Source organism: Curtobacterium sp. KBS0715 (assembly GCF_005938005.2).
In the GTDB taxonomy this organism is placed as follows: Bacteria; Actinomycetota; Actinomycetes; order Actinomycetales; family Microbacteriaceae; genus Curtobacterium; species Curtobacterium flaccumfaciens.
The window spans coordinates 33,652-48,416 of sequence record NZ_VCCA02000001.1; the positions used below are offsets into that span (position 1 = coordinate 33,652).

Genomic DNA, 14,765 nt, shown 5'->3' on the forward strand with positions numbered 1-14,765 from the left:
GCCGCACCGGGCCTCCAGTCCGTCAGGTGGTCAGGTGGTCACGCGACGATCTGCACCTGCGTGGGCACGTCGGTGACGGCGAACGCCGTGGACGCGCCACGCACGTCGACGCGGTAGTCGCCACGGAAGCCGCGGATCTGCACCCGACCCCGGTCGTCGGTGCGCAGCACCGTCGGGCCGAGCCACCACTCCTCCTTGACCAGCCGGCGGAGGGCCTCGTAGGACGGCTTCGGGGTCCCGTCGGCGCGGACGAGTCCGATCGGGGCGCCGAGCCAGGCGCCGGAGTCGGTGATGCCCCAGTAGGTGATCGCCTCGACGGAGGGGTGGCCGACCAGGCTCCGGTAGTGCCGTTCGAGGTCGTCGGCCTGGCGCGCCTCGCCCTCGGGCGTCGACGGCCACGAGGCCACCTGGTGGTCGTTGAGGTCGACGATGTGCGCGGGCATGAGGTCACCGGAGACGAGTGAGGTCTCGGTCAGGTGCAGCGGCAGGCCGTAGCGGGCGAACCGGTCGACCATCGCGAGCATCGTGTCCTCGCCCCAGTAGCCCTGGTGCATGTGGGTCTGCAGTCCGATGACATCGATCTGCACGCCGGCCTCGAGCACGCCCTCGATCAGGCACTCGTACGCGCTCGACAGGTCGAAGTCGTTGAGCAGCAGGGTGGCGTGCGGGTTGGCGGCGCGGGCCTCCTCGAAGGCCATCCGGATCGTCGGGATGCGGCCCTTGGCCCGGGCGAGCGGAGTGATCGCGTTGTCGCCGTTGTCGAACACCGGCATGATGACGACCTCGTTGATGGCGTCCCAGGTGTCGATCGTGCCGGCGAAGGCGGAGACCTCGCGTCGGATGCGCTCCCGTTGGAGCCGCTCGACCTCGTTCAGCGGGAGCCCCAGCAGCCAATCGGGTTGCACGGTGTGCCAGACGAGCGGGTGGCCCTTCAGGGCGACACCGCGGTCGCGGAACCACTGCGCCGTCGCCAGGAGTCTGGCGGTGTCCGGGGCTCCGCGCTCGGGCTCGAAGCGGCCCCAGTAGAACGGGAGCGTCGCGGTGTTGAAGACGTCGGTGTAGAGGTCGGCGAGGTGCTCGGTGCCTGCCTCCTCCTGCGCTCCGGCGTTGGCTTCGCCGGTCGCTTCGCCGTTGGCGAGGCCGATGAAGTCGAAACCGATGTTGCCGAAGGCGAAGGCATGGCGGGTCTGCTCGACGGTGATGTCGGCATCGGGGATGGGATTGCCTTCGGCATCGACGATCGTCAGGGTCGTCTCACCGAAGCGGTGCTCTGTTGCGTGCGCCATCGCGCGTCCTCCGACATCGTCGTCCGGGATTTGTTGTGCGCGCAAACATAGCAGCGGAGGGCGTGGGCGTCACGCCGTAGATTGATGGTGTGAACTCGCAGAAGCATTGCGCTCGACGCACCTCACGGTGGACGCCGGTGCTCGTCTGCGCGTTCGGAGCCACGCTTGCGCGGGTCGCCGGCCAGATGCTCCTTGGCCAAGGGTCAGACTCACCAGAGCCGGGACTTCTGATGCTGACCAGAGGGGCGATGAGCAGGGCTGACGGAATCCCGTGATCGATCCGGAGCGTGCAGACTCACCCTTCTTCCGGGCCCCCGACGGCCGCGTGTACGTCGATCGCGACGGCCCCGCTGCCGACACCGCGTCTCGGTGGCGCCGACTCCACGATCCCGCTGGCGTGCGCCGTCAAGACCGGCTCGCAACAGCGTCCGTCTTGGCGGTCTTTGCGATCGGGTACATGGCAGGCGGCGCATTCGGCTTCGTGGTCGCGCCGCCGCTGCTGCCCGGAGACGAGCCAGTCGTTGCCCGGCTCATCGGCGTGGTCCTCGGCGGAGGCGTCGTCGCCGTCCCCGCGATGCTCTTCGCCTTCTTCCGCAGCGCCGCCCCCGACCGTCGAGTGATCCCAGTACCGGACGAGGTGCTGCAGCATGCGCCCCCGGCTGCGTCGACTTCCGACATCTGGCGGTGGTCCGTAGCGGTCATTGACGAGGCCGCGGAGCGCCGGACGATCGGGTACGAGACGAACGTCGAGCGCCCGACGGACGTCGCTCGTGCGGATCGCGCGACCGCTCGGTACGGCGAGGTGTACCGCGCCTACCTCACGGCTGCTGCCGAGCTCGGGTTGCGGCCGAGGGAGCCTGCCATCAACCTGCCGCCCGCTTCTTCCGACTGACCACACCGATAGCGTGCCCTTCGCGCAGGACACGGTCATCTCGGACATGCAGCAGCCGGAGGATTGCGCACGAGCTGTGGTCGAGCGGAGGTCCGTTGATGAACCCCTGATCAGCTGGTCGAGCCGCTCCCGGTCATCTCTCCGTAATCGCCGTCGGCACCTTGCGATTCAGCGTCGATGCTGTAGCCACCCACTGTGGAAGCGAGGAATTCGATCGTCTCGATCGGACCACCGCGGCCCCGGACCCCGAGATCAGGATCGTCGCCGCCGCTCCGATACCGCTCGGTCGTGATGCCGAGGCTCTTCCACAACGCCTCGACTTTCCGGAGATCGTCCCTCGGGTCGGCCGCGCCCTCGCGCTGCTTCACGTACACCCAAGTGACTCCACCACTGTCGTCCGCACGCCCCGAGCCGTCAGATCCGGGACACAGGCCGACTCGCGGTCCACTGATGACCTTCCAAGGGCCGCCGTCCACGGCACGAGCCGTTTCATCGACGAGATCCACCACGGTGCGCTTGGCTGCATCGGGCTTCACGGTGTGGTTGGTCGAGGGACTTTCCATCGGTTTTCCTCCTGCGCAGGCCGCAGCAGAGACATCGTCACGATCGCGGCCACCGCCGCACCCGACCACCGCGCCGCGGGTCGTCTCCGCGCCGCGCTCCTTGCAATCGTGGAACCGTTCATTCGTTGGTCGCCAGGCCTCCTCGTGATCGTCCGGTCGGGTCACCTTGTCCCCCTGACCGGCGATGGACGGTGTGTTCGACGTGTTCGGCTGCGAACCCGCACCCTTTGGTCCTCCTGGGGAGCGCGGAGTCCCACGAACGGGAGGATGCGGTGGGCTGCCGATCTCCGGAACACTTGCCACGACATGCGCACACCGTTCCTCCACGCCCGCCGCGACCTTCGACGCAGCACGCTGGTCATCGGCGTCGCCGTCGTGGCCCTCGTGGCACTCACGGCCTGTTCTGATCACCCGACGCCGGAGGAGAACGACAAGGCGTACTCCCGCTGGATGCAGCGCGTGCAGGACCGATGGGCAGGACAGCCCGGCGAGCTGGGCAGCGGTGCCGGCACGAACGACTCGTCCAGCCGGCTCTCCTTCGGCGATGACGGGGCCGGGGACCGTGCGCGGATCCGCGTCTCGGTCACGTGCCAGGGCGGCGGAACCGTGCAGATGGCCGTGTGGGCAGGACGCATCGGTGCGAACGGGTCGGAGACGGGCAAGCGACTCACGTCACGTTCCGTTCACTGCGGACACGACGAGGACCTGTTCGTGGTCACGTCGAGCGCGGCGATCACGATCGGCCCGACCGCCGGAGACGGCACCGTCGGCTGGTACGCGGCGGCGTACGGCGATCTCGCTGCACGCACGCGCTGAGCGAGCACCGCAACAGCGGAGCAGCGAGCGCAGCGCTTCCCGCCAAGAGCGCTGGCCGATCCTGCGACCGGGCCGGTTTCCGGCCACACCACACGGCGGCCTGGAGGCGCGGAGCGGCGCCGCCACGCGCCTCCAGGCCGTCATCCGGTCGCGTCGAGGGTGCACGCGACCCGTCCCTAGGGTGGTGGGATGCGATCGCTCACCAAGCTCGATGACTGGAGCAGGTTCGACGTCGACTCGGTCTTCACCCTGGCCGACGACTACCGCCAGGGCCGAGGACCAGCGACGGCAGGCTCCGCGGTGATGTTCTTCCCGTCCACGAGCCTGCGGACCCGGGTCACGTTCGAACGGGGCGCCTCCCTGATGGGCCTGCAGCCGATCGTGTTCCCGGACACCACGCTCGACAAGCCGGAAGCGTTGACGGACGTCGCGCAGTACCTGGCGGCTTGGGCTGACATCCTCGTCGTGCGCCATCACGACCTCGCCGTCGTCGAAGGCCTGGCTGCAGCAGCAGCACTGCCCGTGGTGAACGCGATGACCGACGAGAACCATCCCTGCGAGGTGCTCGCGGACCTGTACGCCCTACGGCAGCGAGGAGACATCTCGTCGCTCCGCTACCTGTTCGTGGGCGCAGACGGGAACATCGCCAGAGCCTGGCAGGAAGCGGCTCGGGTCCTGCAGCTCGATCTGGTCCAGTGCTGCCCCGCCGATCTCGCTTCCCCGGGTGCGGTGTGGACGGACGTCCTGGAGACCGCCGTCCGGTCAGCAGACGTGATCCTCACCGACGGCCCCGGTCAGCACGCCCGAGCGCTCGAACCGTTCCGGATCACCGCGGCTCTCCTCGACCTCGCACCGAAAGGGGCGGTGCTCGATCCCTGCCCGCCGTTCGTGCGTGGCCGGGAGGTCAGCGCCGATGCGCTCGAACACCCTGCCTTCGTCGGGCACGCCTTCAAGGCCGCGCTGCTGCCGGTCCAGCAAGCCGTCATGGCGCACTGCCTCGGGCTGCCGTCCGCAACGCCGTAGGTTGGCGGCGAGGAGCCACAGCGGCAGTTCTCATCGTCTCGTGCACGGACCAGGAGTGCGATCCGGCCCCTCCGGCCCCTCGGTTCCACAGGCCGCAGCGGAGCGCTCGGCCGATGGTCGGTCACCTCGTCCTGGCGTGCCACGAGGAGATTTCCCTGCTCTGCGTCGCGCCGGAGAACGGCGTCCGGCACTGGATCCTGCCACTGCTCGCTCCCTCGCGAGCGGAGCCCCTGCGTACTGAAGCGCCGCTCCCTCGTGGTCTGATGGCGATCGTTTCTCGAAGTGAGGATCGCACCTGCAAGGTTGTGCTTTGTATTGATATGCAGCATTCTGATCGAGTTCGCCGTGATCACGGTGACATCTCGGGGAGAAGACACATGAAGAAGACCCTTTCGGTCGCATCCACAGTCACGACCGTCGCAGTTGCGGCGGGACTCTTGATCGCCGCACCCGCCCAGGCTCAGACCACGACGCCGGTCGAGATGCCGACGAACGTGGTCGTGGACGAGAGCTTCGATCCCGCCGGGGAGGTCGTCGTCGCCAACGACGGGCGCTCCACCCGATCGGGGAACTGCAAGGATCGAGCGTTCGCCGTCGTCGCCAAGATGACCCAGTCACTCAACGGCTGCAGCGTCATCGGTTCGAAGGCTTCGACCCAGGTGCAGTACAAGTGGTACAAGCACCAGGGCAACTCGAATCCCTGCATCTGGGGGAAGTCGTTCAACTCGCGGCACGCTCCGACCTGGACGACCCTGAACTGCGGGACCGGGCGCTCGAAGTTCGTCCCGTGGGGCAACGTGGCCGCCACCAAGAAGATGAAGGGCCTCACGGGCACTGGTTGGGCCGGCGTGCAGTGGCAGTGACGCCCCACCGATCGCGGCGACGCAGCATCGAGGCCGTTGCCTCGGTCTGCGTCGCCGCAGCCGCTTTGTCCGCATGCTCGTCAGACCTCGATGATCGGACGCCACGGGCTCAGCCACCGACACAGACCCCCGCACCCGCACTCGGCGTGGCTTCGATGCAGATGATCGCCGATGAGCTCCGCGCAACAGTGCCGTGCGAACGGGCAGATGCACTGTACGACGACCTCGCGTTCTGGGACAGCATGCGTGGCTTCGACTGTTTCGACGGGGACTCACCAACCTTCATCCGTGTCTACGCGCATGCGGTGTCGGTGCCGCAGACCCTCGCGGACTGGGACGGCACGTTCGGTGCCGGTCGAGCAGTGACAAGGGGTGAGCACTGGTACGTCATCGGAGCTCCCGCCACCGTCTCGGCCGTGAAGCCTCCGAAGGGAACACCCCGCATTGCGGACGACGTCGGAGTGCCCGTGCCCCTCACTCCCGAGCAGGACTACATGACGACCTGCGTGCTGTTCGTCTCGAGCGAGGGCCAGCGGTACGTGCAGCATCCGAAGCGGCGCAGCACATCGGCGGATCAGTACAGCGCGCTCTTCCCAGGGGTCACTGCCGAGGTGCACGCGGCGATCGAAGACCTCGGTCGGAGCCGCATTCTCGGGATCGCAGATGAGGATCGATGGATTGCGGCACTGTCGCCGATGGGCCCACGGCTCAAGCGGCAGTGCGCGACCGCGTACCGGGCGGTCGGCGACACCGTGCGCCCGCTCAGTGGAGACGAGCGGTGAGCGCGTCAGGCACCCGGCCCTCCGCGCGCAGAGCTGCCACCGCAGCCGGGATGATCGCCACCACCGGCGCCTCACTGTTGGCGGTCGACAACCTGCTCGGCTTCATCGGAACGCACACGATCACAGCAGGCTCAGTGCCGATGGTCGCAGCACTCACCGTGTCTGCAGGAATCGTGGCCACTGCCGGTGCTGCGCTCGCTCGCGACGCTGCGTGTCTGGTCATCGCTGTCGCCGTCGTCTGCTTCGTGGCGACCGTCTCCCCCGCGACCAGCAGTCACCTGTGGCTCTCCATCGCGGTCGTACTGCAGGCGCTCGTCCCGTTGACCTTCGCAGCCGGCGGGCTGCTGGTCCTTCGTGGTCCACAGAACTTCGCCGCCGTGCGGGTCCTCGCGGTGATGCTCGTGGGGTTCGCCGCCGCCTGGATCGTCACCGCGTTCATCCCGGTGGCGCTCGTGGCGTTCCTCCTCACACAGGCCGGCACGCTGGTCGTCGGGGCTGTCCTCAGCCTGCAGCCGATTCTTCGCGGAGGTCGGAATCTTGCGCGCGAGCTGTGGTCGAGCGCGGAGGTCCGCTGAGGAGTCCCGTTGCACGCCGCTGGGCGGTGTGCGTTCGACGCGGTCCGGATACGATCGTGCGCGCATCCTGATCCAGCGAGGGCAAGGGGTGTTCGAGGGGGAGAACATCGTGGTGCGTCAGCAGGGGAACGTGGGTCCCGGATCGTCTGCCAGACGCACGCTTGCCGTCGGTCTGGCGATCGCCCTGTCGGCGGCAGCTCTGGTCGGCATCCGTGCAACGGCAGGATCAGCGGACACCGCAGCCTCGACGATGACGGTCACGAAGGTCACCGCGTCCACCACCGGCACCGCCGTGCGCACCACGCTCAAGGTCAAGAACACCGCCTCGGTGCGGAAGCCGGCTTCCTCAGCTTGGCTGTACCTGTCCGCCGGCACCGAGAAGTACACGCTCGGCCGGGTCGCGGTGAAGTCGCTGTCGGCTGGTTCGAGCACCTCGGTCATCGCAGTCCGCACGACGCCGTCCCGTGCCGCAGCCGGCAAGTACTCGGTCCTCGCCTGCGCCGGTGCGTACTCCGCGAAGCAGTGCCGCACGTCGACCGCGACCGTCACCACCAAGCCCACGAAGCGCGCGCGTCCGGAGACGGGCGTGATGCTCGACGTCGCTCGCGCCTACTACCCCGTGGCGTTGATCAAGCGGTACATCGACCTCCTCGCCGACGACGGCGGGCGCTTCCTGCACCTGCACCTCACCGATGACCAGAACGTCGGGATCGAGAGCACGGTCCTCGGCCAGACCCCCGCGAACGCGGATCTCGACCACGGCGTCTACACCAGCCGCGTGACCCATCGCCCGTTCCTGAGCGCCGCGCAGGCACGCACGCTCTCCGCGTACGGGGCGGAGCGAGGCGTCGCGATCGTGCCGGAGATGGACACTCCCGGACACATGGCCGCCGCGTTCGCGCTGCTCGAGGCACAGCACGGCACGAAGTGGGTCGACCGCATCCGTTCGGGCGAGAACGAGCTCGACACGTCGGCGCCCGAGAGTCTCACCCTGGCGACGAAGCTGTACGCAGAGGTGCAGCGGACCTTCCCCTCCAGCCGAACCGTGCACATCGGCGGTGATGAATGGGGCGACGAAGTCACCGCGGCCCAACGCGTCACCTGGATGAACGCGATGGCGGCCGCACTCGGCGACCGCGAGGTGTGGGCCTGGAACGACGGGATCGATCGGGCCGCGGTCGGGCGACTGGACCCGCGCATCCACGTCACGTACTGGAGCTTCGACGGCGACACCGAGGACGCAGCGGAACGGCGCGAACGCCGAGCGCGACGGGCCAGTGCGGTCGACCTGCAGCAGGCCGGGATCGACCTGCTCAACTACAACTCGTACCACCTGTACGAGGTACCGACCGACCTCGACCCGGCCGACAGCGAGTACACCGTCGCCGATCTCCGCGAGAACTGGTCGCTCCGGGCGTGGGACGGCGACTCCGGTTCGCTTCTCGCGGCTCCGATGTCGGGCGCCGCCGTCGCGATCTGGGGTGAGGACCTGGAGGATCCACCTGCTGACGCCCTCCTGCGGTGGAGCGCGCCGCACGTGACGGCGATGCTCGAGAGCGCAGCCTCCTGACGGACGCGTGTCGTGCCTCCAGGCCGATCGCTGGAACCGCCGGACCCGCCGCCTGCCTACCCGAGCGGCTCGACGCCGTAGCTGGTGACCACCGCACGCAACTCGTCCAGGTACGTCTGCGCCTGCACGGTGAGGGGAACCGAAGCGTGCGCGATCCAGCCGATCTCGATGCGCTCGTCGACGTCGAGGGGGATGGCGACGATCTCGGGATCGAGGTCGTCGCTGATGAGCCCGGTGGAGATCGTGTACCCGCCGAGGCCGATCATCAGGTTGAAGATCGTCGCCCGGTCCGACACCCGGATCTCCCGCTTGCTCGACATCGTCGACAGGATCTCCTCGGCCAGGTAGAAGGAGTTGTTCGCACCCTGGTCGAACGTGAGCCGAGGCAGGTCCGCGAGGTCCTCGAGGGTCGCGCGCTCCCGCGACGCGAGCGGGTTCCGCTTGGCCACGAAGATGTGCGGCTGTGCGACGAACAGCGGCGTGAACACGACGCCGGCGTCCCGCAGCAGCTTGCCGAGCACCTGCTTGTTGAAGTCGTTGCGGTAGAGGATGCCCACCTCGCTGCGCAGGGTGCGGACGTCCTCGATGATGTCCCAGGTACGCGTCTCGCGCAGCGAGAACTCGTACTCGTCCGCAGCCGCCGCTTCGACCATCCGGACGAAGGCCTCCACCGCGAACGAGTAGTGCTGGGCGGACACCCCGAGCAGCCGACGCGACCGCTGGCCGCCGACGTAGCGCTGCTCGAGCAGCGAGACCTGCTCGACGACCTGCCGGGCGTACCCGAGGAACTCGACGCCGTCGACGGTGAGTACGACCCCCCTGGCCGAGCGGGTGAACAGCGGGCGCCCGATCCGCGTCTCCAGGTCCTTCATCGCCGCGGACATCGTCGGCTGGGACACGTAGAGCAGATCGGCCGCTGCGCTGATCGAGCCCTCCGTCGCCACCTCGATGAAGTACCGGAGTTGCTGCAGGGTGATGTCGTTCGAGACGCGGGCCATAGGCCGAGGCTATACCGGTGCATAGCGTCTCGGTATTACCTGATGGCTCGCCAATCCCGCCATGATCGATTCATCCTTCCCACCGCGCCCACGGGCCGCTTGACGCACAGATTGCCGACCATGGCGAACGACCTCACCTTCAGCATCACCCGGACCCGGTTCGACGAGGACTACTCCCCCGCCGACAGCTCCCGGCTGACCACGAACTTCGCCAACCTGGCGCGCGGCGAGCACCGTCAGCAGAACCTCCGTGCTGCGCTGGCGATGATCGACGGGCGCGCGAACGAGCTGGCCGCGGCGCACGACCGCTACCGTCTACAGCTCGACATCGTCTCGGTGGCGCTCGAGTTCTCCGACAGCGGGTCGGACGCGGAGTTCCCGCTGCTCGAGATGCTCGACGTCACGATCCTCGACCAGCACACCGGCGAGCGCCACCAGGGGATCCTCGGCAACAACTTCTCGTCGTACCTGCGCGACTACGACTTCTCGGTGCTGCTGCCCTCGGCGTCATCCGGCATCCCATCCGACTTCGGACAGCTGCACGGGGCGCTCTTCCAGCGCTTCCTGGAGTCATCCGCGTTCCACTCGAGTTTCAGCGCCGAGCCCGTCGTCTGCATCAGCGTCTCGACGAGCCAGACCTACCGCCGGACCGGGTACGTCCACCCCGTCCTCGGCGCCGAGTACGAGCACGAGCACTCCTCGCTCACCGACGACTACTTCGGCCGGATGGGCATGCGGGTCCGGTACTTCCAGCCCGCCGGAGCGGCTGCCCCGCTCGCGTTCTACACGCGCGGCGACCTGACCGGCGACTACACGGACCTCCAGCTCATCGGCACGATCGCCACCATGGAGACCTTCCAGAAGATCTACCGCCCGGAGGTCTACGCCGCGAACACCCCGGCCGGCAGCACCTACCGCCCCACCCTCGACCACACCGACTTCACGCCCACCCCGGTGACCTACGACCGCGAGGAGCGCAGCCGCCTCGGGATCACACAGGGCCGGTGGACCGAGGAGCACCTGGTGCGGCCGCACCACGCACTCCTCGCCCGGTGGGCTGACCCCGCCCTCGCGCGCTGACCTCCTCTACCCTTCGACTGACTGGACCGTCACACCCATGCGTTCTCTCCTCCCCACCTCGATCGTCGGCAGCCTGCCGAAGCCGTCCTGGCTCGCCGAGCCCGAGCGACTCTGGTCCCCCTGGCTGCTCGAGGGTGCCGCCCTGACCGAGGGCAAGCAGGACGCCCTGCGGTCCGCCGTGCACGAGCAGGAGCGCCGTGGCATCGACATCGTCAGCGACGGCGAGCAGACCCGCCAGCACTTCGTCACGACGTTCATCGAGCACCTGGACGGCGTCGACCTCGACCGCAAGGAGACCGTCCGCATCCGCGACCGGTACGACGCGGCCGTCCCGACCGTCGTCGGCGCCGTGAGCCGTCGGAAGCCGGTCTTCGTCGAGGACGCTGCGTTCCTGCGCGCTCAGACCGACCGGCCGATCAAGTGGGCGCTCCCCGGCCCGATGACCATGATCGACACCCTCTCGGATCAGCACTACAAGAGCCGCGAGAAGCTGGCGTGGGAGTTCGCCACGATCCTCAACCAAGAGGCCCGCGAACTGCAGGACGCCGGCGTCGACATCATCCAGTTCGACGAGCCCGCCTTCACGGTCTTCCACGACGAGGTGCAGGACTGGGGCGTGGCCGCACTCGAACGCGCGGCCGAGGGCCTGCACGCTGAGACCGCCGTGCACATCTGTTACGGCTACGGCATCGAGGCGAACAACAAGTGGAAGGAGACGCTCGGCGCGGAGTGGCGGCAGTACGAGCAGTCCTTCCCGCTGCTGCAGCAGTCGTCGATCGACATCGTGTCGCTCGAGTGCATCCACTCCCACGTTCCCCTCGAGCTCGTCGAGCTGATCCGTGGCAAGAAGGTCATGCTCGGGGCGATCGACGTCGCGACCGAGACCGTGGAGACCCCGGAGGAGGTCGCGGAGGTGCTCCGTCGGGCGCTCGAGTTCGTCGATGCCGACAAGCTCATCCCGAGTTCCAACTGCGGGATGGCGCCCCTGGCGCGGGGCGCCGCGCTGGACAAGCTCGGCGTGCTGTCCGCTGGAGCAGACATCGTGCGGGCCGAGCTCGTCGGCACGGCGGTCCCGTCGGCCCGCTGATCGCCGCGAAACACCACGGCGGCTCGCTTCCGGAAGGAGGAGGGCCGCCGTTCGTGTTGCGTCCGCCGCGTGCGCGGCTCTCGATCCGGCCTGGAGGCGCGGCTGCGCTCCGGCTGGCAGGTCACGCCGGCAGTGGCGTCACCTTCCACCGCCCCTCGCGGGGGAAAGCAACCAGTACGGGACAAACGCCCACACGGGCGCCGAAGCGAGAAGCCACCAAGCCGTCGGACTCAACGTCGATGACGCCAATCCCACGATGATCAACCAACTCATCGCGAGCGCCGCAACGAACCCTGCGGTGACCGCACACGAGATGCGACCTCTGCGCCGGTCTTGAGCAAAAGCGGAGCCGACCGCCGCCACGAGGAACAGCGCCTGTATCGCCGCGATCAGGATCGCGGTTCCCAACGGTGTTCCGTACCCGCTCGGGCTGCCGTCCGGGCCGAACGTCGTCGCGATCCGTTCGGGTAACCGATCCCACCAGGCGCTGGTGAGCGCGACCACGATGACGACGGGGAAGGCAGCAGCGGTGGCAGCGAAGACCCCCTCTCGCTTGCGTCTGCCACGGGCGCTGGACATCAGTGCGTTCATCAGCGGTTGCATGTCTCCCGCACTTCCCGCTCGATGAGCGCCGTGGCGATCGCGTCGGCCGCGCGTGGAGCCTTCGCGAGCGTGTGCACCACCGCGGTGAGCCCTGCCGCGTTGGCGATGACCGCTCCTGCCGCTCGCACCTCTCCGTTGATCCAGGTCGATGTCCCTTCCCGCTGCCAGCTCACGGTGCGGGACTGCCCAGCTCCGGGTTCGAGCGCCCAGTCGGCGTAGCGACAGAGATCGTCGAACGTGGACCAGACGCCCCCCGCCGCCGCGAACGACGACTCCCCGAGCGCCCACGGCTTGATGGCACGACCGAAGAGCCTCGGCACCACCCGGTCTGCTGGAGCTGGCACGAGCGCCGCAGAGCTGATCCCCGCCGGGTCGAGGACGTGCTGGCGCACGGCGGCGAACCAGTCGCCGTGCACCTCGTCGAGTACCGCGCCGAGGAGGGCGTACCCCAGGTTCGAGTACTCGAACTGCCCTCGGGGTGCGACCGGCACTGCGACTACTGGTTCCAGCGGAACCCCGACGGCCTCTCGGTACGGGTCGCCGAACAGGCGGTCGCGCATCGCGGCAGGAAGCCGTGGAAGACCCGAGGTGTGGTGGACGAGGTCAGCAACGGTCATCTCGGCGTCGGGAACACCGGGGAGGTAGTGCACGACCGGTCGCTCAACCTCGAGCGTGAGCCAAGCCATCGTGCCCACGAGCCCCTTCGTGATGCTCCCCCACTCGAGCATCGAGGCGCTGGCGTAGGGCCCGTGGGCGGCTCGGACGGCTCGCCAGCCGTCAGCTGTTCGAAGGCTCGCACGCCAAAGCCCTTGGGACTCACGCGAGGTCAGCACCGGATCCCTTCCTCCGCAGCATGGTCGTCAGGGGGCCTGCAACGCCGTTCCGCAGCGACCGGACACGGCGCTGACGGCTCAGGACATCACCGGTCACCATGCGGTGAGAATCAGGCGTCGTCATCGAGGTACCGGAACCGCTGCCGCCGCCCAAGGAGCCGAACGGCGAACCACGACACCGGACCGACGAAGGGGACGAAGAGGACGACGAGAGCCCAGGCGAGCAGATGCCATCCCTTCGGTGACGCGGCTCTGATCAGCGACGCGAGAGCTGCAAGGGCAAGCAACAGCCCGAAGATGCAGACGCTCATCGCGGCGCCATCCAACGCAGTCGGGACGAGAGGGCTCACGCCCAGTCCTCCGTCGGAGTCGACATTCTTTCCGTTCCCCTCATCGGCGACGATGCACCATTCGACACATTGCCGTTCATACATCAGCACAGTAGCGTCGAACTCATGGATGAGGCAATGGTGTTCGCGCTGGCTCTCGAGGTCGGTGCCGCGGTACTCGTGACCTGGCTGACTTGGAGAGCCGCGAACGGGTCGCTAGGTCGGAACGATCTCGCCGGCGTCCGGACCCGGATCACCCTGTCCAGCGATGCGGCCTGGCGCATCGGGCATCATGCGGCATTGCGACCCACGATCATCAGCGGGACGATCACTGCGGCGTGGTGCCTGACCAGCATCGGCCTTGCTCCGCTCCGCAATCCGGTCTCGGTCCTCGTGGCCGCAGGAGTGCTCGTCGGCGGCGCGCTCCTATCGATCACGGTGGCGCACCGTGCCATCCGTCGAGCCTCCGTCGAGGGCTGACCGCCAAGTCATCTCGCCCGGTATACGCCAGGGCAGGATGGGAGGCGCGGTGCCAGCTGGCAACGCGCCTCCCGTCCGAACACAGTCGAGACAACGCTCCGGCCACTCCGAGCCTCACATGTCGGCGATGAAGCGGAGCATGTAGCCCTCCGGAACGCCTGCTGCTCGACGTAGTGAACGAACACCGGCGCTGGCCGGTCGGCAGTGAAGATCTCCGCTGAATGCCGCGGTTCGCGAGCGGCCCGCCCGTCAGAGAGCGGGGCCTCCAGCGTTGCCGCGAAGCGTCAGGCGCACGGCGTTGACTACGCCCATGATCTCCAAGAGCCTCATCCATCAGGTCGAGAGCGCGACGGTCCGTGATCGCGACGGCGCGACGGTCGGCAAGGTGACTCAAGTGTTCCCCTCCGACGAGGACGGAAGCGCTGCCTACGTCAGCGTCGCGACGGGAATGCTCGGGAGACACCAGGCGCTCGTCCCGGTCGAAGACGCCACCTTCGACGGCACGGATCTGCACGTCGGGTACACGAAGAACGCGATCAAGAGTGCGCCGCCCCTCGGGCCGGGGCACACCCTGTCCCTCACCGAGGCGAACGCCGTCCGCAAACACTTCGGGCTGTCTGCCGCTGGCGCGGCGACCGGTGACATGGGCGACCCGCACGAGAACCTCGACCAGGCCGGGACAGGTCCAGCCGGCGCGGACGACACCGAAGGCGCAGGGACGATGCCACCGGCGTAAACGGTACCGGAGCGGTACGACATCCGGCTGTGTGCCGTCCTCCCTGCGAGCGGACCCTGGCAAGCCCCGTCCACGTGCCAGGAGAAGCCTTGAGCCGAGCATGCGCCGGCCTCTCAACAGACGATCGGCTACTGAGACCGTCTGCGTGCTCTCGCATCACGGCTCCGGGTCAGCGATGATCGTGGCATCACCGCAAAATGGCTGACACCGATATCGTCATCACCGCGACGATGGCGTTCCCGACTTCGA

At 68.2% G+C, this 14,765-nt stretch carries 17 protein-coding genes; 11 read left to right on the forward strand and 6 right to left on the reverse strand.

The window, feature by feature from the left end; all coding sequences use genetic code 11:
• Window positions 1–38 precede the first annotated feature (38 nt).
• Window positions 39–1,286 (reverse strand): endo-1,4-beta-xylanase, encoded by a 1,248-nt coding sequence (locus tag FFG40_RS00195; RefSeq protein WP_138801869.1) that lies wholly within the window; start codon window positions 1,284–1,286, stop codon window positions 39–41.
• A gap of 457 nt (window positions 1,287–1,743) precedes the next feature.
• On the opposite strand from FFG40_RS00195, the gene FFG40_RS00200 reads away from it, so the two are divergent.
• The gene (locus FFG40_RS00200) at window positions 1,744–2,178 is read left to right on the forward strand and encodes a hypothetical protein (RefSeq protein WP_138801870.1); all 435 of its coding nucleotides are present in this window, start codon (window positions 1,744–1,746) and stop codon (window positions 2,176–2,178) included.
• Between the two features lie 110 nt (window positions 2,179–2,288).
• Here FFG40_RS00200 and FFG40_RS00205 read toward each other — a convergent pair whose 3' ends face one another.
• On the reverse strand, window positions 2,289–2,906 hold the full coding sequence (locus FFG40_RS00205) for a hypothetical protein (RefSeq protein WP_138801871.1): 618 nt from the start codon (window positions 2,904–2,906) through the stop codon (window positions 2,289–2,291).
• 141 nt (window positions 2,907–3,047) lie between these two features.
• Between FFG40_RS00205 and FFG40_RS00210 the strand changes: the two genes are divergently transcribed.
• The 6 genes from FFG40_RS00210 (at window position 3,048) to FFG40_RS00240 (ending at window position 8,370) form a co-directional block, all read left to right on the forward strand.
• Window positions 3,048–3,557, forward strand: a complete 510-nt coding sequence (locus FFG40_RS00210; RefSeq protein ID WP_138801872.1) for a hypothetical protein — start codon at window positions 3,048–3,050, stop codon at window positions 3,555–3,557.
• Window positions 3,558–3,746: 189 nt separating this feature from the next.
• Window positions 3,747–4,580, forward strand: coding sequence for an ornithine carbamoyltransferase (locus FFG40_RS00215; RefSeq protein WP_138801873.1), 834 nt, complete (start codon window positions 3,747–3,749; stop codon window positions 4,578–4,580).
• Between the two features lie 437 nt (window positions 4,581–5,017).
• The gene (locus FFG40_RS00225) at window positions 5,018–5,443 is read left to right on the forward strand and encodes a hypothetical protein (RefSeq protein WP_143882736.1); all 426 of its coding nucleotides are present in this window, start codon (window positions 5,018–5,020) and stop codon (window positions 5,441–5,443) included.
• A gap of 155 nt (window positions 5,444–5,598) precedes the next feature.
• Window positions 5,599–6,225 carry a hypothetical protein gene (locus tag FFG40_RS00230; RefSeq protein WP_138801875.1) on the forward strand — a complete coding sequence of 209 codons (627 nt, stop codon included), beginning with the start codon at window positions 5,599–5,601 and terminating at the stop codon, window positions 6,223–6,225.
• A gap of 50 nt (window positions 6,226–6,275) precedes the next feature.
• Window positions 6,276–6,800, forward strand: coding sequence for a hypothetical protein (locus FFG40_RS00235; protein ID WP_138801876.1), 525 nt, complete (start codon window positions 6,276–6,278; stop codon window positions 6,798–6,800).
• Window positions 6,801–7,050: 250 nt separating this feature from the next.
• Complete coding sequence (locus tag FFG40_RS00240; RefSeq protein ID WP_138801877.1) at window positions 7,051–8,370, forward strand: family 20 glycosylhydrolase; 1,320 nt, start codon at window positions 7,051–7,053, stop codon at window positions 8,368–8,370.
• Window positions 8,371–8,426: 56 nt separating this feature from the next.
• Here the strand turns inward: FFG40_RS00240 and FFG40_RS00245 are convergent, their stop codons facing one another.
• Window positions 8,427–9,368 (reverse strand): LysR family transcriptional regulator, encoded by a 942-nt coding sequence (locus FFG40_RS00245; protein WP_110861016.1) that lies wholly within the window; start codon window positions 9,366–9,368, stop codon window positions 8,427–8,429.
• Window positions 9,369–9,488: 120 nt separating this feature from the next.
• Here FFG40_RS00245 and FFG40_RS00250 point away from each other — a divergent pair, with 120 nt between their 5' ends.
• Window positions 9,489–10,448, forward strand: a complete 960-nt coding sequence (locus tag FFG40_RS00250; protein WP_138801878.1) for a putative oxygenase MesX — start codon at window positions 9,489–9,491, stop codon at window positions 10,446–10,448.
• A gap of 37 nt (window positions 10,449–10,485) precedes the next feature.
• Window positions 10,486–11,535, forward strand: a complete 1,050-nt coding sequence (locus FFG40_RS00255; RefSeq protein WP_138801879.1) for a methionine synthase — start codon at window positions 10,486–10,488, stop codon at window positions 11,533–11,535.
• A 138-nt stretch (window positions 11,536–11,673) separates the two neighbouring features.
• On the opposite strand, the gene FFG40_RS00260 is transcribed toward FFG40_RS00255, so the two are convergent.
• The 3 genes from FFG40_RS00260 to FFG40_RS00270 form a co-directional block, all read right to left on the reverse strand.
• On the reverse strand, window positions 11,674–12,126 hold the full coding sequence (locus tag FFG40_RS00260; RefSeq protein WP_185974049.1) for a DUF1648 domain-containing protein: 453 nt from the start codon (window positions 12,124–12,126) through the stop codon (window positions 11,674–11,676).
• Window positions 12,126–12,971, reverse strand: a complete 846-nt coding sequence (locus FFG40_RS00265; RefSeq protein WP_138801881.1) for a serine hydrolase — start codon at window positions 12,969–12,971, stop codon at window positions 12,126–12,128. The genes FFG40_RS00260 and FFG40_RS00265 overlap by 1 nt, the downstream gene beginning before the upstream one ends.
• A gap of 110 nt (window positions 12,972–13,081) precedes the next feature.
• Complete coding sequence (locus tag FFG40_RS00270; protein ID WP_185974050.1) at window positions 13,082–13,321, reverse strand: PLDc N-terminal domain-containing protein; 240 nt, start codon at window positions 13,319–13,321, stop codon at window positions 13,082–13,084.
• 105 nt (window positions 13,322–13,426) lie between these two features.
• Here FFG40_RS00270 and FFG40_RS00275 point away from each other — a divergent pair, with 105 nt between their 5' ends.
• Together FFG40_RS00275 and FFG40_RS00280 are read left to right on the forward strand one after the other, a co-directional pair.
• Entirely contained in the window at window positions 13,427–13,780 is a 354-nt protein-coding gene (locus FFG40_RS00275; protein ID WP_138801883.1) for an SdpI family protein, read from the forward strand.
• 310 nt (window positions 13,781–14,090) lie between these two features.
• On the forward strand, window positions 14,091–14,516 hold the full coding sequence (locus FFG40_RS00280; protein WP_138801884.1) for a hypothetical protein: 426 nt from the start codon (window positions 14,091–14,093) through the stop codon (window positions 14,514–14,516).
• Window positions 14,517–14,765: the final 249 nt, after the last annotated feature.